Genomic DNA, 17,962 nt, shown 5'->3' with positions numbered 1-17,962 from the left:
CGGTGACACTAGGCGATTCACCGGATTTCCTGTGCACGCCCGGGTCGGCGCTCCCGGCCGACCTAGGGTGACCGGCGTGGACGTCTCCGCCGGGCATGTCGCCTTCTTCGGTTTTCCGGGCTTCGGTCACCTCCGGCCGACGCTGCCGGTCGTGCGCGAGCTGCTTTCGCGCGGGCACGACGTGTCGTACGTCGTCGCCGAGCGGTTCGCCGGCGTCGTCGCGGAGACCGGAGCGAGAGTGGTGCCCTACCCGTCGGTGTTCCCGGAGTCGATGCCGGACGTGCACACCGCCGACGACCTCGCCGAGGTCCTCGCGCACTACCTCGACGAGGCCTACGCCCCGCTCGCCACCGCGTGGCCGGAGTTCGCGGACCGCCCGGTCGACCTCGTGGTCCAGGACGTGCTGAGCACCGATGTCGGCACGCTGGTCGCGCGGCGCGCGGGCTGCGGTGTCGTCCGCCTGTTCGCCGGCTTCGGCGGCAACGACGAGGTTCCCCTCAACGGCAGCGAGACCGAGCTCGACGGCCCGCCGCTCGATCCCGCCCACCCCGCGTTGGCGGCGTGCGGCGAGCGCATCACGGCCCTGCTCGGGAAGTTCGGCCTGGACACCCCGCCGGAGTTCCCGCCCGGCGGCGGCGAGGTCGTGGCGAACCTCGTGTTCGTGCCCCGCGCCTTCCAGCCCCGCCCGGAGTGCTTCGGCGACGAGTTCGTCTTCGTCGGCCCGACCGGCGACGACGGCGCGGCCGCCGACGGCTGGGCCGCGCCCGCCGAAGACGTCCCCGTCGTCCTGGTGTCGCTGGGCACCTCGTCCAACAGCAACCCCGGGTTCTTCACCGCCTGCGGGCAGGCGTTCGCGGGCACCGGCTGGCGGGTCGTGATGACGACCGCCGGGCACGTCGGCGACGACGTCGCGGCGGCCATGCCGGACAACGTCGAGCTGCACTCCTGGCTCGACCACCGCGCGGTCCTGCCGCACACCGACGTCGTCGTCTGCCAGGCGGGGACGGGGTCCCTGATGGACGCGTTCGGCCACGGCGTCCCCGTGGTCGCCGTGCCGCAGCGGCCGGAGGCGCGGGTGACGGCGCAGCAGGTCGAGCGGCTGGGGCTGGGCCGCGCGCTGCTCGGCGACGTGACGGGTGACGACGTGCGCGACGCCGTCCTGGCCGTCGCCGCCGACGCGGCCGTGGCGGCCGAGGTCGCGCGGATGCGGGCCGCCATCAAGGCGTCCGGGGGCGCGAAGAAGGCGGCGGACGTGCTCGAGCGCGCCGTGCGGTCCACCGACGGAGAAAAGGCATGAGCGACGACGACAAGCTGCGCGGGTACCTCAAGAAGGTCACCGCGGACCTCTACCGGACGCGCGAGCGGCTGCGCGACGCGGAGGACCGGGAGCACGAGCCGATCGCGATCGTGGGGATGAGCTGCCGGTTCCCCGGCGGCGTCCGGTCGCCGGAGGACCTCTGGGACGTCGTGGCCTCGGGCCGCGACGCGATCTCGGGGTTCCCCGTCAACCGCGGCTGGGACCTCGACGCGCTCTACGACCCGGACCCGGACCGCGCCGGGAAGTGCTACACCCGCCACGGTGGTTTCCTGCACGACGCGGACGAGTTCGACCCGGAGTTCTTCGGCATCTCCCCGCGCGAGGCGCAGACGATCGACCCGCAGCAGCGGCTGCTGCTCGAGACTGCTTGGGAAGCCTTCGAACGCGGCGGCATCGACCCGGCGTCGCTGCGTGGCAGCAGCACCGGCGTGTTCGCCGGGGTGATGTACAACGACTACGCCACGCGCCTGACCGAGCTGCCCGCGAGCCTGGAAGGCTATGTGGGCAACGGAAGCGCCGCCAGCATCGCGTCCGGCCGGGTGGCCTACACCTTCGGGCTCGAAGGCCCGGCGGTCACCGTCGACACCGCCTGTTCGTCGTCGCTCGTCGCGCTGCACTGGGCCGCGCAGGCGCTGCGGCGGGGTGACTGCTCGCTGGCGCTGGCCGGCGGCGTCGCGGTGATGTCGACGCCGGTGACGTTCATCGGCTTCAGCCGGCAGCGCGGCCTTTCCCCGGACGGCCGGTGCCGCTCGTACGCCGACGCCGCCGACGGCACGGGCTGGGGGGAAGGCGCCGGGTTCCTCTTGCTGGAGCGGCTTTCGGACGCGCGGCGCAACGGCCACCCGGTGCTGGCGGTGGTGCGCGGCTCGGCCGTCAACTCCGACGGTGCGAGCAGCGGGCTCACCGCACCGAACGGGCCTTCGCAGCAGCGCGTCATCCGCGCCGCGCTCGCCGACGCGGGGCTGTCCGCCGCGGACGTCGACGTCGTCGAAGGCCACGGCACCGGGACCACGCTGGGCGACCCGATCGAGGCGCAGGCGCTGCTGGCGACGTACGGCCGCGAACGCGCGGGCGGGGCACCGCTGTGGCTGGGCTCGGCGAAGTCGAACTTCGGCCACACGCAGGCCGCGGCCGGCGTCGGCGGCGTGATCAAGATGGTGATGGCGCTGCGCAACGAGCTGCTGCCGCGCACCCTGCACGCCGAGGTCCCTTCGTCCAAAGTGGACTGGGACGCGGGCGAGGTCGAGCTGCTGCAGGAGGCCGTCGCGTGGCCGGCGGGCGAGCGGCCGCGCCGTGCCGGGGTCTCGTCCTTCGGCGTGAGCGGCACCAACGCGCACACGATCATCGAGCAGGCGCCTGAAACCGAGCCCGTCGAAGAGACCGGCTCGGCGGGACTCGTTCCCGCGGTCCTGTCGGCGAAGAGTCCCGAGGCGCTGCGCGAGCAAGCCACCCGTTTGCTGTCGCATGTGGACGATCACCGGCCGGTCGACGTCGCCTATTCGCTGGCCACGACCCGCGCCGCGTTCGAGCACCGTGCCGTCGTGCTCGCGGAAACGGCCGAGGAACTGCGCGAAGGACTCGTAGAGCTGGCCGAAGGGCGTGCGCCCGTCGGCGAAACCCACCCGGGCAAGACGGCTTACGTCTTCGCGGGCCAAGGTGCGCAGCAGCCCGGTATGGGGCGTGAGCTGTACGCCGCGTTCCCCGCCTACGCCGAAGCCTTCGACGAGATCTGCGCGGGTTTCGCGGCCGCCGGGGTGCCCGGATTGCGAGAGCTGGTCTTCGCCGAGGACGGCGACGCGCTCGGCCGCACCGAGATCACCCAGCCCGCGCTGTTCGCCGTGGAGGTCGCGCTTCACCGGCTGCTCGTCTCCTGGGGCCTGACCCCGGACTTCGTCCTGGGCCACTCGATCGGCGAGCTGGCCGCCGCGCACGTCGCCGGGGTGTTCGGCCTCGCCGACGCGTGCCGGCTGGTCGCCGCGCGAGCGCGGCTCATGCAGTCCGTGGCCGCGGAGGGGGCGATGGTCGCCCTGCGCGCCACCGAAGACGAGGTCCGGCCGCTGCTGCGCGACGGTGTCGCCATCGCGGCGGTCAACGGGCCCGCGGCCGTGGTCGTCTCCGGGGACGCCGACGCCGTCGAGGAGATCGCCGGGCGGTTCGCCGAGGCGAAGCGGCTGCGCGTGAGCCACGCGTTCCACTCGCCGCACATGGACCCGATCCTGGCGGAGTTCCGCGCGGTCGCGAAGACCGTCACGTACACAACGCCGAAGATCCCCGTGGTGTCGAACGTGACCGGCGAACCGGCCGACGTCGGCTCGGCGGAGTACTGGGTGGGGCACGTCCGCGCCACCGTGCGATTCCACGACGGGATGCGCTGGCTCGCCGCGAACCGGGTGACCCGCTTCGTGACGCCCGGCCCCGGTGGCGCGGCCGCCGCGATGGCCGGGGACTGCGTGCCGGACGCGGTGGTGGTTCCCGTCCTGCGCCGGGACCGCGACGAGGTGCGCACCTTCACCGAAGCCGTCGGCCGGCTGCACGTCGCCGGGTTCAGCCCCGACTGGGCGGCCGTGTTCGCCGGACGGGGCGCCCGGGTCGTGGACCTGCCGACCTACGCCTTCCAGCGGGAACGCTACTGGCTGGATGGGCAGCGGGCCGTCAAGCCGGCCGGTGCGCTGTACCGCGTCGAGCAGGTCCCGGCCACCGCCACCAGCCCGGCGGTCGACTGGCACGAGCTGGACCCGGCCGCGGACGTCCCGCCGGTGGTCTTCTTCCGGTGCGAGGCCGAAGGTGACGTCGTCGAGTCCGCTCACCGCCGGACGCGGGAAGCCCTGCGGCTGCTGCAGACTTGGCTGGCCGACGACCGCTACGCGAAGTCCAAGCTGGTGTTCGTCACCCGGGGGCTCGCCGGTGCCGCGGTGCGGGGCCTGGTCCGCTCCGCGCAGGCCGAACACCCCGGCCGGTTCGTCCTGGCCGACGCCGCCGAACTGCCGGCCGCGTTCGCCATCGACGAGCCGGAGGCGACTCATGCCGGGGGCGAAGTCACCGTGCCCCGGCTCGTGGAGTCCACTTCGGACGAACCCGGCGTCCGTCTCGACGGGACGGTGCTCATCACCGGCGGGGCCGGCTCGCTCGGCGGCGTTCTGGCCCGGCACCTGGTCCGCGCGCACGACGTGCGCCGGCTCGTGCTCGTGAGCCGGCGGGGACCGGAGGCGCCGGGCGCGCGCGAACTCGAGGCCGAACTGGCCGCGGAAGGCGCCGAAGTCGTCCTCGCCGCTTGCGACGTCTCGGACCGGGCAGCCCTGGCCGGGCTGCTCGGCGAGGTCGGCCCGCTCACCGCGGTGGTGCACGCGGCCGGGGTGCTCGACGACGGCGTCGTCTCCTCGCTGACCCCGGAGCGGCTCGACGCCGTCCTGCGGCCCAAGCTCGACGCGGCCTGGCACCTGCACGAGCTCACCGAAGGCCTGTCCGCGTTCGTCCTCTTCTCGTCCGCCGCCGGGGTCCTCGGCGGTGCCGGGCAGGGCAACTACGCGGCGGCCAACACGTTCCTCGACGCCCTCGCCGCGCACCGGCGCGAGCTCAGCCTGCCCGCGGTGTCGCTGGCCTGGGGCCCCTGGGTGCCCGACGGCGGGATGACCGGGCAGCTCACCGACGCCGACGTCGCCCGGATGCGCCAGGGCGGTGTGCGGCCGTTGCCCGCCCGCGACGCACTGCGCTTGTTCGACCGGGCCCTCGCGAGCCCCGACGCGCTCGTCGTGCCGATCGACTTCGCCGCCGACGACCTGGACACCACCCGGCCGCTGCTCGGCGGGCTCGCCGGAGAACGGCCCGCCCCCGCCGCGCTGCTCGCCGGCGATCCCGCCGCCGCCCTGGACCTGGTCCGGGCCCAGGTGGCCGCGGTGCTCGGCCATGCGTCGACGGCGTCCGTGCGCGCGGACCGGCCCTTCGCCGACCTCGGCTTCGACTCGCTGACCGCGGTCGAGCTGCGCAACGCCCTCGGCCGCGAGACCGGCCTGACCCTGCCTTCGACCCTCGTGTTCGACCACCCGACGCCGCGCGCGCTCGCCGAGCACCTCCTGGGCGCGGCCGATCTCAGGCCCGCGGAGACGAGCGATCGGGCCGCCGACGAGCCCATCGCGATCGTGGCGATGAGCTGCCGCTTCCCCGGTGGGGTCAGCACGCCCGAGCAGCTGTGGGACCTCCTCGAAAGCGGGCGGGACGTCATCGCGCCGTTCCCCGGCGACCGCGGCTGGGACCTCGACGCGCTCTACCACCCGGACCCCGACCACCCCGGTACCTGCTACACGCGGGAAGGCGGCTTCCTCGACGACGCGGCCGGGTTCGACCCGGAGTTCTTCGAGGTGTCGCCGCGCGAAGCCGTCGCCATGGACCCGCAGCAGCGGCTGCTGCTGGAGACCTCCTGGGACGCGTTCGAGCGCGCCGGGATCGACCCGTCGGCGCTGCGCGGCAGCCGCACCGGCGTCTTCGCCGGGACCAACGGCCAGGACTACTCGTCCCTGCTGCGGGACTCGGCGGACGAGGTCGCCGGGCACCTCGGCACCGGCAACGCGGCGAGCGTGCTCTCCGGCCGGGTCTCCTACACCTTCGGGCTCGAAGGCCCGGCGGTCACCGTCGACACGGCGTGCTCGTCGTCGCTCGTCGCCCTCCATCTCGCGGCGCAGTCGCTGCGGTCCGGCGAGTGCTCGCTGGCGCTGGCCGGCGGGGTCACCGTGATGTCCACGCCGGCCGGGTTCGTGGAGTTCAGCCGGCAGCGCGGCCTGGCCGAGGACGGCCGCTGCAAGGCCTTCGGTGAGGCGGCCGACGGCACCGGCTGGTCGGAGGGCGCCGGAATCCTGCTCCTGGAACGGCTTTCCGACGCTCAGCGCAACGGCCGTCGCGTGCTCGCGGTGCTACGCGGCTCGGCGGTGAACCAGGACGGCTCGAGCAACGGGCTCACCGCCCCGAACGGGCCTTCGCAGCAACGCGTCATCCTCGCCGCCCTCGCCGACGCCGGGCTCACGCCGTCCGAGGTGGACGCTGTCGAGGCACACGGCACCGGCACCCGGCTCGGCGATCCGATCGAGGCCCAGGCGCTGCTCGCCACCTACGGGCAGGATCGTTCGGAGGATCGGCCGCTGTGGCTCGGCGCGATCAAGTCCAACCTCGGCCACACCCAGGCCGCCGCCGGGGTCGCCGGCGTGCTCAAGATGGTCCTCTCGCTGAACCACGAGGTGCTGCCGCGCACGCTGCACGCCGACGTCCCCTCGGAGCGGGTCGACTGGACCGCCGGGCACGTCCGGCTGCTGACCGAGCCCGTCGCGTGGCCCGCCGCCGGACGGCCCCGCCGCGCCGCGGTGTCCGCGTTCGGCTTCAGCGGCACCAACGCCCACGTCGTGCTGGAGCAGGCCCCGGCGTCCCCGCCGGGCGAGTCCACTGTGGACGAGTCGGCGCTGCCGCTGTGGCCGCTTTCCGGGCACACCGAGGCGGCACTGGCCGCGCAGGCCGCGGCGCTGCTTCCCTGGGTAGCGGAAGACTTCGACGCCCTCGGTTCCGCGTTGGCCGCGCGCACGGCGTTCGACCACCGCGCCGTGGTGGCGGTGCCCGACCGGGACACCGCCGTGCGGAACCTGCGGCTGCTGGCCGAGGGCGGCGAAGGCCCCGGTGTCGTGCGCGGCCGCGTCGCCGACGAGGGCCGCTCGGCGTTCCTGTTCACCGGCCAAGGCGCCCAGCGCGTGGGCATGGGACTCGCCCTGCGCGAGGAGTTCCCGGTTTTCGCGGAAGCTTTCGACGCGGCCTGCGCGCGATTCGACCTCCCCCTGCGCGAGGTGATCGCCGAAGGCGGCGAGCGACTCGATCGGACGCAGTTCACCCAGCCCGCACTCTTCGCCTTCGAAGTGGCGCTGTTCCGGCTGCTGGAGTCCTGGGAGCTGACGCCGGACTTCGTGCTGGGTCACTCGATCGGCGAACTCGCGGCCGCTCACGTGGCGGGTGTCCTGACCTTGGACGACGCCTGCACGCTGGTCGCCGCGCGTGGCCGGCTCATGCAGGAACTACCCGCGACCGGCGCGATGGTGGCCGTGCGGGCGACCGAGGAGGAGGTCCGGCCGCTGCTCACGGCGTCGGCGGACCTGGCCGCCGTCAACGGCCCGGCGTCGGTCGTCGTGTCCGGTGTGGAGGAAGACGTCCTCGGCATCGCGGCGCACTTCACGCGGCTGGGCCGGGAAACCAAACGGCTGCGCACCAGCCACGCCTTCCACTCCCCGCTGATGGACCCGATGCTCGCGCAGTTCCGCGAGGTCGCCCGTGGACTGTCCTATCAGGACCCGAAGATCGGACTGGTCTCGAACGCCACCGATCCCGAGCACTGGGTCCGCCACGTGCGGGACACCGTCCGGTTCGCCGACGGCGTCAGCCGGCTGGTGGCGAGCGGGGTCACCCGGTTCGTCGAGGTGGGGCCGGACGCCGTGCTCGCCGCCATGGTCGGGGACTGCGTCGACGGCGATGTCTTCGTCACCGCGACTCAACGACCCCGGCGACCGGACGTCGAGACCCTGCTGACCGCGGTCGCCGAGGCCCACGTGCACGGCTTCTCCCCGGACTGGACCACGCTGCACCCGGCCGGCCGCCGGGTCGACCTGCCCACCTACCCCTTCCGGCGCCGACGCTTCTGGCCCGGCGCATCTTCGGGGCGCTCCGGGGACGTCGCGACCGCGGGGCTCTCGGCCAGCCCGCACCCGTTCCTCGGCGCCACCGCCGAACTGGCCGGGTCCGCGGGCTTCTTCGGCACCGGCCGGCTTTCCCTGCGCACCCACCCCTGGCTCGCCGACCACGGCATCGGCGGTTCGGTGCTCTTCCCCGGGACGGCGTTCGTCGACCTCGCCGTCGACGCGGGCGACCGCGCCGGGTGCACCCAGCTCGAGGAACTGACGCTCGGGGCACCGCTGGTGCTGCCCGCGACCGGCGGCGTCCGGCTTCAGGTCCTGACCGGCGCACCGGACGAATCCGGCGCGTGCTCCCTGACCATCCACTCGCGCACCGAGGACGCGGCCCCCGACAGCCCGTGGACGCTGCACGCGAGCGGCGTGCTGACCCCGGCGGTCCCGGCGCGCGGCGACGACCTCACCGCGTGGCCGCCCGCGGGCGCGGAGCCGCTCGAGACGGACGGGCTCTACGACCGGCTCGCGGACAGCGGATTCGGCTACGGGCCCGTCTTCCAGGGCCTGCGGAAGGCCTGGAAGCACGGCGAAGACGTCTACGCCGAGGTCGAGCTGCCCGAGGGTGCGGACGCGTCGGCGTTCGGGCTGCACCCGGCGCTGCTCGACGCGGTCCTGCACGCGGCGGCGTTCCTGCCGTTCGCGCCCGCGCCGAACGGCAGGCTGCCGTTCTCCTGGCGCGGGGTGTCGCTGCACGCCGAAGGCGCGCGCGGCCTGCGGGTACGGCTCACCAAGACCGGCGCCGAGTCCCTCGCGATCACGATCGCCGACTCCGCCGGCCGGGCCGTGGCGACCGTGGATTCCCTGGCTCTGCGGGAGTTCTCGCCGGACCAGCTCGTGGCCCGTCCGGACGCGCTGTACCGGCTCACCTGGCCCGTCCACGACGGCGACGTCGTCGACCCGTCGTGGACGGTGGCCGACTCGCTCGCCGACGTCACCGACATCCCGGACGTCGTCGTGGTCCCCTTCGCCACCCGGCCGGTGCGCGAGGCGACGCACGACGTGCTCGCCCTCGTGCAGGCCTGGCTCGCCGACGAGCGCTTCGCCGCGGCCAAGCTCGCGCTGCTGACTTCGGGGGCGGTCGTCACCGAAGAAGGCGACGGCCCGGCCGATCCCGCCCTCGCCGCGGTGTGGGGCCTGGTGCGTTCGGCGCAGTCCGAGCACCCCGGCCGTTTCGTGCTGGTGGACTCCGACGGCTCAGCCGAACCGGGCGCCGCCTTGACCGTGGGCGAGAACCAGGTCGCGGTCCGCTCGGGTGTGATCCGGGTGGCGCGGCTGGCCAAGGCAGCGGAAGTCGACGCACTCGCCGTCCCGGCCGGGGACTGGCGGGTCGACATCGCCGATCGCGGCACCCTCGACGGGCTGACCGTCGTGCCCTGCCCCGAGTTCGCCGAGCCGGTCGCGCCGGGCGCGGTGCGGATCTCCGTGCGCGCCGCCGGCGTGAACTTCCGGGACGTGCTCAACACGCTCGGCATGTACCCGGGCCCGGCCACCTCGCCGGGGCTGGAGGGCGCCGGGGTCGTCACGGCGGTCGGCGCCGGCGTCACCCGGTTCGCGCCGGGCGACCGCGTGATGGGCATGTTCGGCGGCGCGTTCGGACCGGTCGCGGAGGTCGACGAGCGCATGCTCTGCCGGCTGCCCGCCGGGTTGTCGTTCGCGCAGGGCGCTTCGATGCCGGTGGTGTTCTTGACCGCGCTCTACGCCCTGACCGACCTCGGTGACGTGCAACCGGGCGAAGCCGTGCTGGTGCACGCGGCGGCGGGCGGCGTCGGCATGGCCGCGGTGCAGCTCGCGCGGCAGCTCGGCGCCGAGGTCTACGGCACCGCGAGCGCCGGCAAGTGGGACACGCTGCGGGCTTCGGGCCTGGCGGACGACCACATCGCGTCGTCGCGGACGCTCGACTTCGAGGCGGAGTTCCGCGCGGCGACCGGCGGACGCGGCGTCGACGTCGTGCTCGACTCGCTCGCCGGGGAGTTCGTGGACGCGTCCCTGCGGCTGCTGCCGCGAGGCGGCCGCTTCCTGGAGATGGGCAAGACCGACGTGCGCGACGCCGCGCGCGTCGCGGCCGAGCACCCCGGCGTCCGGTACCAGGCGTTCGATCTGGTCGAGGCCGGGTACGACCGGATCCGCGAGCTGTTCGACCGGCTGCTGGAGTGGTTCGAGGCCGGGGTGCTGACGCCGGTGCCCGTCACCACCTGGGACGTCCGGCGCGCGCCCGCGGCGTTCCGGCACGTGAGCCAGGCGAAGCACGTCGGCAAGGTGGTGCTGACCGTGCCCGCGCCGCTCGACCCGGAAGGCACGGTGCTGATCACCGGCGGCACCGGCGGGCTCGGGCGCCTGCTGGCCCGGCACCTCGCGGGCTCCGGCGTCCGGCACCTGCTGCTGGCGAGCCGGCGCGGCCCGGCGGCCGAAGGTGTCGGGGAACTGCAGGCCGAGCTGTCCTCGCTCGGCGCTGAGACTTCCGTCGTCGCGTGTGACGCGGCGGACCGGGAAGCGCTGGCGAAGCTGCTGGCCGACGTGCCGGAGCGGCACCCGCTGACCGCTGTGGTGCACGCGGCCGGGGTGCTCGACGACGGCCTCGTCGGCGCGCTCACCCCGGAGCGGCTGGACGCCGTAATGCGGCCGAAGGCCGCGGCGGCGGCGAACCTGGACGAGCTGACACGAGACCTCGATCTGTCCGCGTTCGTCCTGTTCTCGTCGGCGGCGGGCGTCCTCGGGGCGCCGGGGCAGGGCAACTACGCGGCCGCAAACGCTTTCCTGGACGCCCTGGCCCGGCAACGGCGATCGGCGGGACGGCCGGCGCTGGCGCTCGCCTGGGGCCCGTGGCTGCCCACCGGCGGCATGACGGCGAGCCTGTCCGACGCCGACGTGCGCCGCATGGCGCGGTCCGGGCTGCCGCCGCTGCCCGCGGAGCAGGGCCTCGCGCTGTTCGACGCGGCGCTGGGGGCGCCCGACGCCGTGCTGGTGCCGATGCTGGTCGACGCGCGCGTGCTGGCCTCGGCGGACGTGCCGGAGCAGCTGCGCGGAGTGGTCCGGACCGCTGTCCGGCGCCGCACGGCAGGCGCGGGAGCGGCGGAGGCCGACCTCCGTCAGCGGCTCGCCGGGACGTCCGGCGAAGACCGCGAGCAGGCGCTGCTGGAGCTGGTGTGCGCGCAGGTGGGCGCGGTGCTGGGCTACGGCGGCGCGGAGACCGTCGATCCGCTGAGGGTGTTCAAGGAGCTGGGTTTCGACTCGCTGACCGCCGTGGAGCTGCGCAACCGCCTCAGCGCGGCGAGCGGGATCCGCCTGCCGGCGACGCTGATCTTCGACTACCCGACCCCGGCGGCGCTGGCCGGCTACGTGGGGGAGGAGCTGTTCCCGGAAACCGCTGAAGTCCCGTCGGAGGAGGCGGACGAGGACCAGGAGATCCGCGCGGCACTGGCGTCCATCCCGGTCGCGCGGTTCCGCGAGGCGGGCTTGCTGGAGGCGGTGCTGAAGCTGCGCGACGGCGGCCCGGCCCCGGAATCGCCCGACGACGACGCGTTCGGCGAGATGGCGGTCGACGACCTCGTGCGGCTGGCGCTCGGCGACGAATAGCTTCGCTCACAACGGAAAGCGGCCGTCCTGGTGACCCCCCGACCGGGACACCAGGACGGCCGCCGAGTTCCGCCGATGGCAGGCTTTCAGGATTTCCAGGGTGTTCAGAGTGTTCAGGATATGAAGAAGCGGCGCCGTCCGGCGGCCGTCGTCCTGCGGGAAGTGGCGCTGCGCACGAAGAACAGCAGACCCACGACGATGGTGACCCCGCCGCCGATCACGCCGATGGTGTGCTCTCCCGCGTTGATGATGATCGCGACCCCGCCCGCGACGAGAATCAGTCCCATGACGAGGGAAACGAAGGGACGTCCTTGTTCTTTGGCCATCGGAAACTCCTCGTGAAAAGTGGTCGGCGAAATCTCTTGTGATCGATTCAAGCACACGGAGATCAGCGTTGTGAGTCCTCGAAAGTCGTCTTCCGACCATCGAAAGTTGACGTTCTCCCGAGTTGCCGGTCGCGCCGGGTGCTGGGAAGATCACGCGAGTACGGGGGTTGCAACTTTGGTTGCGGTGACAAGCGACCTTGTGTACTAGCCCGGCGGTGGTGGCAGCCGGTTGACTCGTCCTCAGGTACTTCAGGATCGGATACGGAGCAGGCGCTTGATCACAGCACGAGATCTTACGAAGCGATACGGGGACACGACGGCCGTCAACGGCCTGTCGTTCGACATCAAGCCTGGCGTCGTGACCGGTTTCCTGGGGCCCAACGGCGCGGGCAAGTCGACCACGATGCGGATGATCCTCGGCCTGGACGCCCCCAGCGGCGGCTCGGTCACGGTCAATGGCAAGCCCTACCGGGACCTGCCCGCGCCGATGCGGGAGGTCGGGGCGCTGCTCGACGCGAAGGCCGTCCACGGCGCGCGCACGGCGTACCGGCACCTGCAGTGGGTGGCACAGGCCGGCGGCATCCCGCGCAAGCGGGTGGACGAGGTGCTCGACACCGTCGGCCTCACCGACGTCGCGGGCAAGAAGGTCGGCAACTTCTCGCTCGGCATGTACCAGCGGCTCGGCATCGCGACCGCCCTGCTGGGCGACCCGCCGACGCTGCTGTTCGACGAGCCGGTCAACGGCCTCGACCCCGAGGGCATCTTCTGGATCAGGACCCTGATGCAGGACCTCGCCGCCGAAGGGCGGACGGTCTTCGTGTCGAGCCACCTGATGAACGAGATGGAAGAGACCGCCGCGCACGTCATCGTGATCGGCCGCGGCGAGCTCATCGCCGACATGCCGATCGCCGACTTCACCCAGCGCAGCGCGCGCAGCCACGTCCACGTGGTCTCGCCACAGGCCACCGACCTCGCCGAAGCCCTCGAACGGGCGGGGGGCAAGGTGACGAAGCTGGACGACGGTTCGCTCAACGTCGTCGGCCTGGACGCGCCGGAGATCGGCGACCTCGCGCTGGAGCGCCGGCTCGGGCTGCACGAGCTCACGCCGGTCCGCGCCAGCCTCGAGGCCGCGTTCATGGACCTCACGAAGGACAGCGTGCAGTACCGCTCCCACAGCGGCGCGCCGGCGGAAGAGAAGGTACTCGAGACGGTGCGGGCGCTCGCGTCGGAAGGGACGGAATAACGTGACCACCGCAACGGCTTCGCTGCCGGAGACGAAGACCTCGCCCGGGATCGGCAACACGCTCGCCGCGGAGTGGACCAAGCTCAGGTCGGTCCGGTCGACCTGGCTCGTCGTCATCGCCGCGGCCGTCGTCAGCGTCGGGTTCTCCGTGCTGTTCAGCTTCCTGACCGAGCAGGACTACAAGAACCTGCCCGCCGGGCAGACGGCGGACTTCGACTCGGCCGGCACCAGCATGGTCGGGATGAACCTCGGCCTGATCCTCATTTCGGTGCTCGGCGTGCTCGCCGTGTCCGGTGAGTACTCGACCGGGATGATGCGCCTCACCCTGGCCATCACCCCGCACCGCGGCCGGGTCCTGATCTCGAAGGCCGTGGTCGTCGGGCTGCTGGCGTTCGTGCTCGGCACCCTGTTCGCGGCGGCGGCGTTCTTCATCGGCCAGCTGGTCCTCGGTCTCAACCCGGCCATCCCGACGCTGGGCCTCGGCGGCCCGGGCGTGCTGCGCAGCCTGCTCGGCTGGGGCGCGGAGTTCGCGGCGTTCGCCCTGCTGGCGCTGTCGTTCGGCGTGATGATGCGCAGCGCGGCGGGCGCGATCGCCACGGCGATCGGCTTCATCTTCGCCCCGGCGATCCTCGGCGCGCTGCTGCCGACGTGGGTCCAGCGCGACATCCTGGCGTACTTCCCGGCATCGGCGGCGGAGCAGTTGAGCACCGCGCAGCTGAAGACGGACTCGGTGACGTACCTGGGCCCGCTGACCGGCGGCGGCACGCTGTTGACGTGGGTCGCGGTGGCGCTGGTGGTGGCGTTCTCCCTGATGGGCAAGCGCGACTCCGGCTGAGTTCCCGTTTTTCGTTGCAGTGAATGACTCATTCCTGGCGCCGGACGCCAGGAATGAGTCATTCACTGCGTTCGGGGTGGGTCAGTCCGTGAGCGCGAGGATGCGGTCGGCGGCCGTGACGGCACCGCCGCCTTCGTGCGTGTGGTCCCGCATCGCCCGCATGCGCGCGCCGATGCCTTCGTCCGCAGCCACGGCCAGCACCGCGTCGCGGATCGACTCCGGGGTCAGCTCCTCGCGGGGCAGGCGGACTCCGAGGCCCAGCTCCACCGCCCGTTCGGTGTTGACCTCCTGCTCGCCGTGCATCGGCACCAGGACCAGGGGCGTCCCGCAGTAGAACGCCTCCATCACGCTCCCCATGCCCGCCGACGTCACGAACGCCGACGCGTGCCGCAGCACCGCCGGGTGCGGAACCCATGGCCGCGCCTCGACGTTCGGCGGCAACGGTCCCAGCGACGCCGGATCCACGCCGCCGCCCAGGGTCATCACCAGGTTCCAGGGCAGGTCCGCGAACGCGCGGGCGCACTGGCGGAAGAAGCCCGGCTGGTCGTTGAACGCCGACGTGCCCAGGGACACCAGCAGCACCGGGTTCCCGTTCCCCGGCGGCTCCCAGCCGGTCAGCGGCCGCTGCGGGCCGAAGCACGGGCCCGTGAACGTGTGCCGCGCGTCGAACGTCTCGCCCGCGTACTGGAAGGCGCGGGGGATCAGGACCAGCTTGTGGTCGCGCCCGTCGTCGAGGAACCGCTCCGCGCTCTGCCCGGGAGCTTCGGCCGCGAGCAGCGCGGTGAGGTCGGCCACGAAGTCGTACGGCTCTTCGTCCACTGTGGACTCCGACGGGAACCGGGCCACGTGCGCCGGCAGGGAATAGTGCTCGTTGGAAGCGAAACACGCCGAGAGCTGGACCGTCGGGCACGCGACGTCGTGGGCGAGCACGCGGCCCGCGATCCACATCGTCGAGTCGAAGGCGAGCACGTCGGGCGGGTCCTCGGCCAGCAGCTTCCGGACGGGCTCCAGCGGCGCCAGGCAGCTGGACGCGCCGGTCAGCGCGGCGGCCAGGCGGTGCGAACCCGGGTCGTCGGCCGGCCCGTCGTAGCGGAGAGGCCGTGCACCGGTCGCCGCGATCCGGTCGGCGAACGCGCCGCCGGTGGCCACGGTGACCCGGTGGCCGCGCCGGACCAGCTCGCCGAGGACGTCGAGCACGGGTGTCACGTGGCCGTAACCGGGCAGGGTGCAGAGCACGACGTATCGGGTCACACCGGTCATGCTCGCACCGCGTATTCAGGGATTTCGCCAGACATCCCGCGGCTAGCCTCGGGCGCGGACACTCGTGGAGGTGGGCGGATGGAGTTCGGCTGGACCGCGGAGCAGCGGCAGCGCTACGACCGGACGGTGGCCGACACGCGCGCGGCCTTCCCGGCCGCGCCCGAGTACGTGTTCAGCCGCGAGAAGTGGGCCCTGCTGGGCAAGTTCGGCGTCCTCGGCGCCAGCGTGCCCGCAGATCACGGCGGCGGCGGTCTCACCGCCCTCGAAACGGCGCGAGTGTTCGAAGCCGCCGGGCGCGGTTGCCCGGACACCGGTCTCGTCTTCGGCGCGGCCGCGCACCTGTTCGCCTGCACGATGCCGATCGTGGACTTCGCCCCGGAGGCCCTGCGCGCCCGGCTCCTGCCCGGCCTCGCCGCCGGCGACCTGATTGCCGGCAACGCGATGACCGAGCCCGAAGCGGGTTCCGACGTCGGCGCGCTGCGGACCACGGCCACTCCGGTCGAGGGCGGGTTCGTGCTCGACGGCGTCAAGAGCTTCGTCAGCAACGGTCCCGTGGCCGACGTCTTGGTCACCTACGCGGTCACCGACCCGGCCGCCGGGCACTGGGGCATCACCGCCTTCGCGCTCGACGCCCGCTCGCCGGGGATCGCCTGCGGCGAGCCGTTCGGCAAGCTCGGCATGGAAGGCTGCGTGGCCTCCGAAGTCACCTTCACCGGGTGCTTCGTGCCCGCGGACGCCGTCCTCGGCGAACCCGGCCAGGGTTCGGCCATCTTCCAGCACTCGATGGGCTGGGAGCGGGCCTGCCTGTTCGCGCTGTACCTGGGCGTGCAGGACCGGCTGATCGAGCGCTGCCTGGAGCACGTGCGCGGCCGCCGCCAGTTCGGCAAGCGGCTCGCGGAGTTCCAGTCGGTGTCCAACCGGATCGTGGAGATGAAGCTGCGGGCCGAAAGTGCTCGCCTGCTGCTGTACCGGGCCTGCTGGGCGCTGGACGAAGGCGAGGACGCGACGCTGTTCGCTGCGCTGTCGAAGCTCGCCGTGTCCGAGGGGACGGTGGCGAGCGCGACGGACGCCGTGCAGCTGTTCGGCAGCCGCGGCTACCTGCGCGAACAGGGGATCGAAGCCGCGCTGCGGGACGCGATCGGCGGCACGATCTTTTCCGGCGCCTCCGACGTGCAGCGGCAGCTGGTCGCGATGGAACTGGGGATGTGAGCACGATGGAGTTGCTGCACCAGCTGGTTTCCGCCGCTCGAGAGCGCACGCCGGACGCGCCCGCGGTGCACGCGGGCGACACGACCGTGACCTACCGGGAACTGGACGCGCTGGCCGATCGGCAGGCCGCCGGACTGTGGGCGGCCGGCGTCCGCCGCGGCGACCGGGTGCTGATCTGGGCGGAGAAGAGCGTCGAGGTCGTGGCGCTGATGCAGGCGTCGCTGCGGCTGGGCGCGGTCTACGTGCCGGTCGCGCCGTCGAACCCGGTCTCGCGGGTGCGGCTCATCGCCGAGAGCTGCACGCCCGCGCTGGTCGTCTCCGACCGAGCAGCCGACTGGGGCTCGAACCCCCCGCCGTCGAGCTCGTTCGCGGAACTGTCCACAAGCGACAGTCTGCCACCGCTCGAGCACGTCGGGCCGGACGAGCCCGCCTACATCCTCTACACCTCCGGCTCGACGGGTGCGCCGAAGGGCGTCCTGATCAGCCACCGCAACGCGCTCGCGTTCGTCGGGTGGGCCGCGGCGGAGACCGGGCTGCACGCGGGCGACCGGCTGGCCAACCACGCGCCGTTCAACTTCGACCTGTCGGTGTTCGACCTCTACGGCGCGTTCTTCGCCGGGGCGTCGGTCGACCTGGCCGGGTCCGACCTGTCCTACTCGCCCGCCGAGCTGACCGACTTCCTGCACGGGCGCGGGATCAGCGTCTGGTATTCGGTGCCGTCGGCGCTGCTGCTGATGATGCGCCACGGCGGCCTGCTCGACCGGCCGGCGCCGGCTTCGCTGCGGGTCTGCGTGTTCGCCGGGGAGCCGTTCCCGATCGCCGGGGTGCAGACGCTGCGCCGCGCGTGGCCGGACGTCCGGCTGTTCAACTGGTACGGCCCGACCGAGACGAACGTCGTCACCAGCTACGAAGTGACTTCGGCGGACCTCTCGCGGACCGGGGGGCTGCCGATCGGGCGGGCGTGTTCGGGGGCGACGCTGACGCTGTCGCCGGACGGCGAGATCATCGTCGACGGCCCGACCGTCATGCTCGGCTACTGGGGCGCGCCGCCGCAGCTGGGCGGCTACCGCACCGGCGACGTCGGCCGGTACGACGCGGCGGGCGAGCTGGAGTACGCCGGCCGGCGCGACGCGATGGTCAAGCTCCGCGGCCACCGCATCGAGCTGGGCGAGATCGAGACGGCCCTGGCCCGCCACCCGGCGGTGGCCGAGGTGGCGGTGATCGTGGCGGGAGCGGGCATCGACGCCCGCCTGCGCGCGGTGATCGTCCCGCGCCCGGGCGAGCGCGTGACGCTCCTGGGGATGAAGGCCCACTGCGCGGCCCACCTGCCGAAGTACATGATCGTGGACGACGTGAGCCTGGTCGCCGAGCTGCCCCGCACGGCGAACGGCAAGACCGACCGCGCCGCGCTGGCCGCCGCCCACTGACTGTCCCGCCGTGGTGCAGTGAATGACACCAGGTGCGCCAGCAAGGTCCAGAGGATCGTGA

Annotated in this window: 8 protein-coding genes; 6 read left to right on the top strand and 2 right to left on the bottom strand. The window is 73.2% G+C overall.

The features are described from left to right. The first annotated feature begins 76 nt into the window (after nt 1–76). Nucleotides 77–1,297: a macrolide family glycosyltransferase gene (locus tag AB0M83_RS23515; RefSeq protein ID WP_364520327.1), complete on the top strand. Its 1,221-nt coding sequence runs from the start codon at nt 77–79 to the stop codon at nt 1,295–1,297. Continuing rightward, the gene (locus AB0M83_RS23510) at nt 1,294–11,601 is read left to right on the top strand and encodes an SDR family NAD(P)-dependent oxidoreductase (protein WP_364520326.1); all 10,308 of its coding nucleotides are present in this window, start codon (nt 1,294–1,296) and stop codon (nt 11,599–11,601) included. The genes AB0M83_RS23515 and AB0M83_RS23510 overlap by 4 nt, the downstream gene beginning before the upstream one ends. A 113-nt stretch (nt 11,602–11,714) precedes the next feature. Here AB0M83_RS23510 and AB0M83_RS23505 read toward each other — a convergent pair whose 3' ends face one another. Then, complete coding sequence (locus AB0M83_RS23505) at nt 11,715–11,927, bottom strand: hypothetical protein (RefSeq protein WP_364520324.1); 213 nt, start codon at nt 11,925–11,927, stop codon at nt 11,715–11,717. A gap of 274 nt (nt 11,928–12,201) precedes the next feature. Between AB0M83_RS23505 and AB0M83_RS23500 the strand changes: the two genes are divergently transcribed. After that, nucleotides 12,202–13,170, top strand: coding sequence for an ATP-binding cassette domain-containing protein (locus AB0M83_RS23500; protein ID WP_364520322.1), 969 nt, complete (start codon nt 12,202–12,204; stop codon nt 13,168–13,170). A 1-nt stretch (nt 13,171) separates the two neighbouring features. Next, nucleotides 13,172–14,005 (top strand): ABC transporter permease, encoded by an 834-nt coding sequence (locus AB0M83_RS23495; RefSeq protein WP_364520320.1) that lies wholly within the window; start codon nt 13,172–13,174, stop codon nt 14,003–14,005. Nucleotides 14,006–14,086: 81 nt separating this feature from the next. Here the strand turns inward: AB0M83_RS23495 and AB0M83_RS23490 are convergent, their stop codons facing one another. Then, a complete protein-coding gene (locus AB0M83_RS23490) occupies nt 14,087–15,265 on the bottom strand; it encodes a macrolide family glycosyltransferase (RefSeq protein ID WP_364520318.1) in 1,179 nt (392 codons plus the stop codon). Between the two features lie 78 nt (nt 15,266–15,343). Between AB0M83_RS23490 and AB0M83_RS23485 the strand changes: the two genes are divergently transcribed. Together AB0M83_RS23485 and AB0M83_RS23480 are read left to right on the top strand one after the other, a co-directional pair. After that, entirely contained in the window at nt 15,344–16,474 is a 1,131-nt protein-coding gene (locus AB0M83_RS23485) for an acyl-CoA dehydrogenase family protein (protein WP_364520316.1), read from the top strand. A 5-nt stretch (nt 16,475–16,479) separates the two neighbouring features. After that, nucleotides 16,480–17,901, top strand: coding sequence for an AMP-binding protein (locus AB0M83_RS23480; protein WP_364520462.1), 1,422 nt, complete (start codon nt 16,480–16,482; stop codon nt 17,899–17,901). The last annotated feature ends 61 nt before the right edge of the window (nt 17,902–17,962 follow it).

Source organism: Amycolatopsis sp. NPDC051106 (genome assembly GCF_040682775.1).
GTDB lineage: Bacteria > Actinomycetota > Actinomycetes > Mycobacteriales > Pseudonocardiaceae > Amycolatopsis.
The sequence above is the reverse complement of the archived record's forward strand: the minus strand, read 5'-3'. Positions and strand labels throughout refer to the sequence as shown.

Coding starts and splice junctions, on each gene's coding strand:
- AB0M83_RS23510 (WP_364520326.1), top strand. CDS start 1,294: ATGAGCGACGACGACAAGCTGCGCGGGTACCTCAAGAAGGTCACCGCG.
- AB0M83_RS23505 (WP_364520324.1), bottom strand. CDS start 11,927: ATGGCCAAAGAACAAGGACGTCCCTTCGTTTCCCTCGTCATGGGACTG.
- AB0M83_RS23490 (WP_364520318.1), bottom strand. CDS start 15,265: ATGACCGGTGTGACCCGATACGTCGTGCTCTGCACCCTGCCCGGTTAC.
- AB0M83_RS23485 (WP_364520316.1), top strand. CDS start 15,344: ATGGAGTTCGGCTGGACCGCGGAGCAGCGGCAGCGCTACGACCGGACG.
- AB0M83_RS23480 (WP_364520462.1), top strand. CDS start 16,480: ATGGAGTTGCTGCACCAGCTGGTTTCCGCCGCTCGAGAGCGCACGCCG.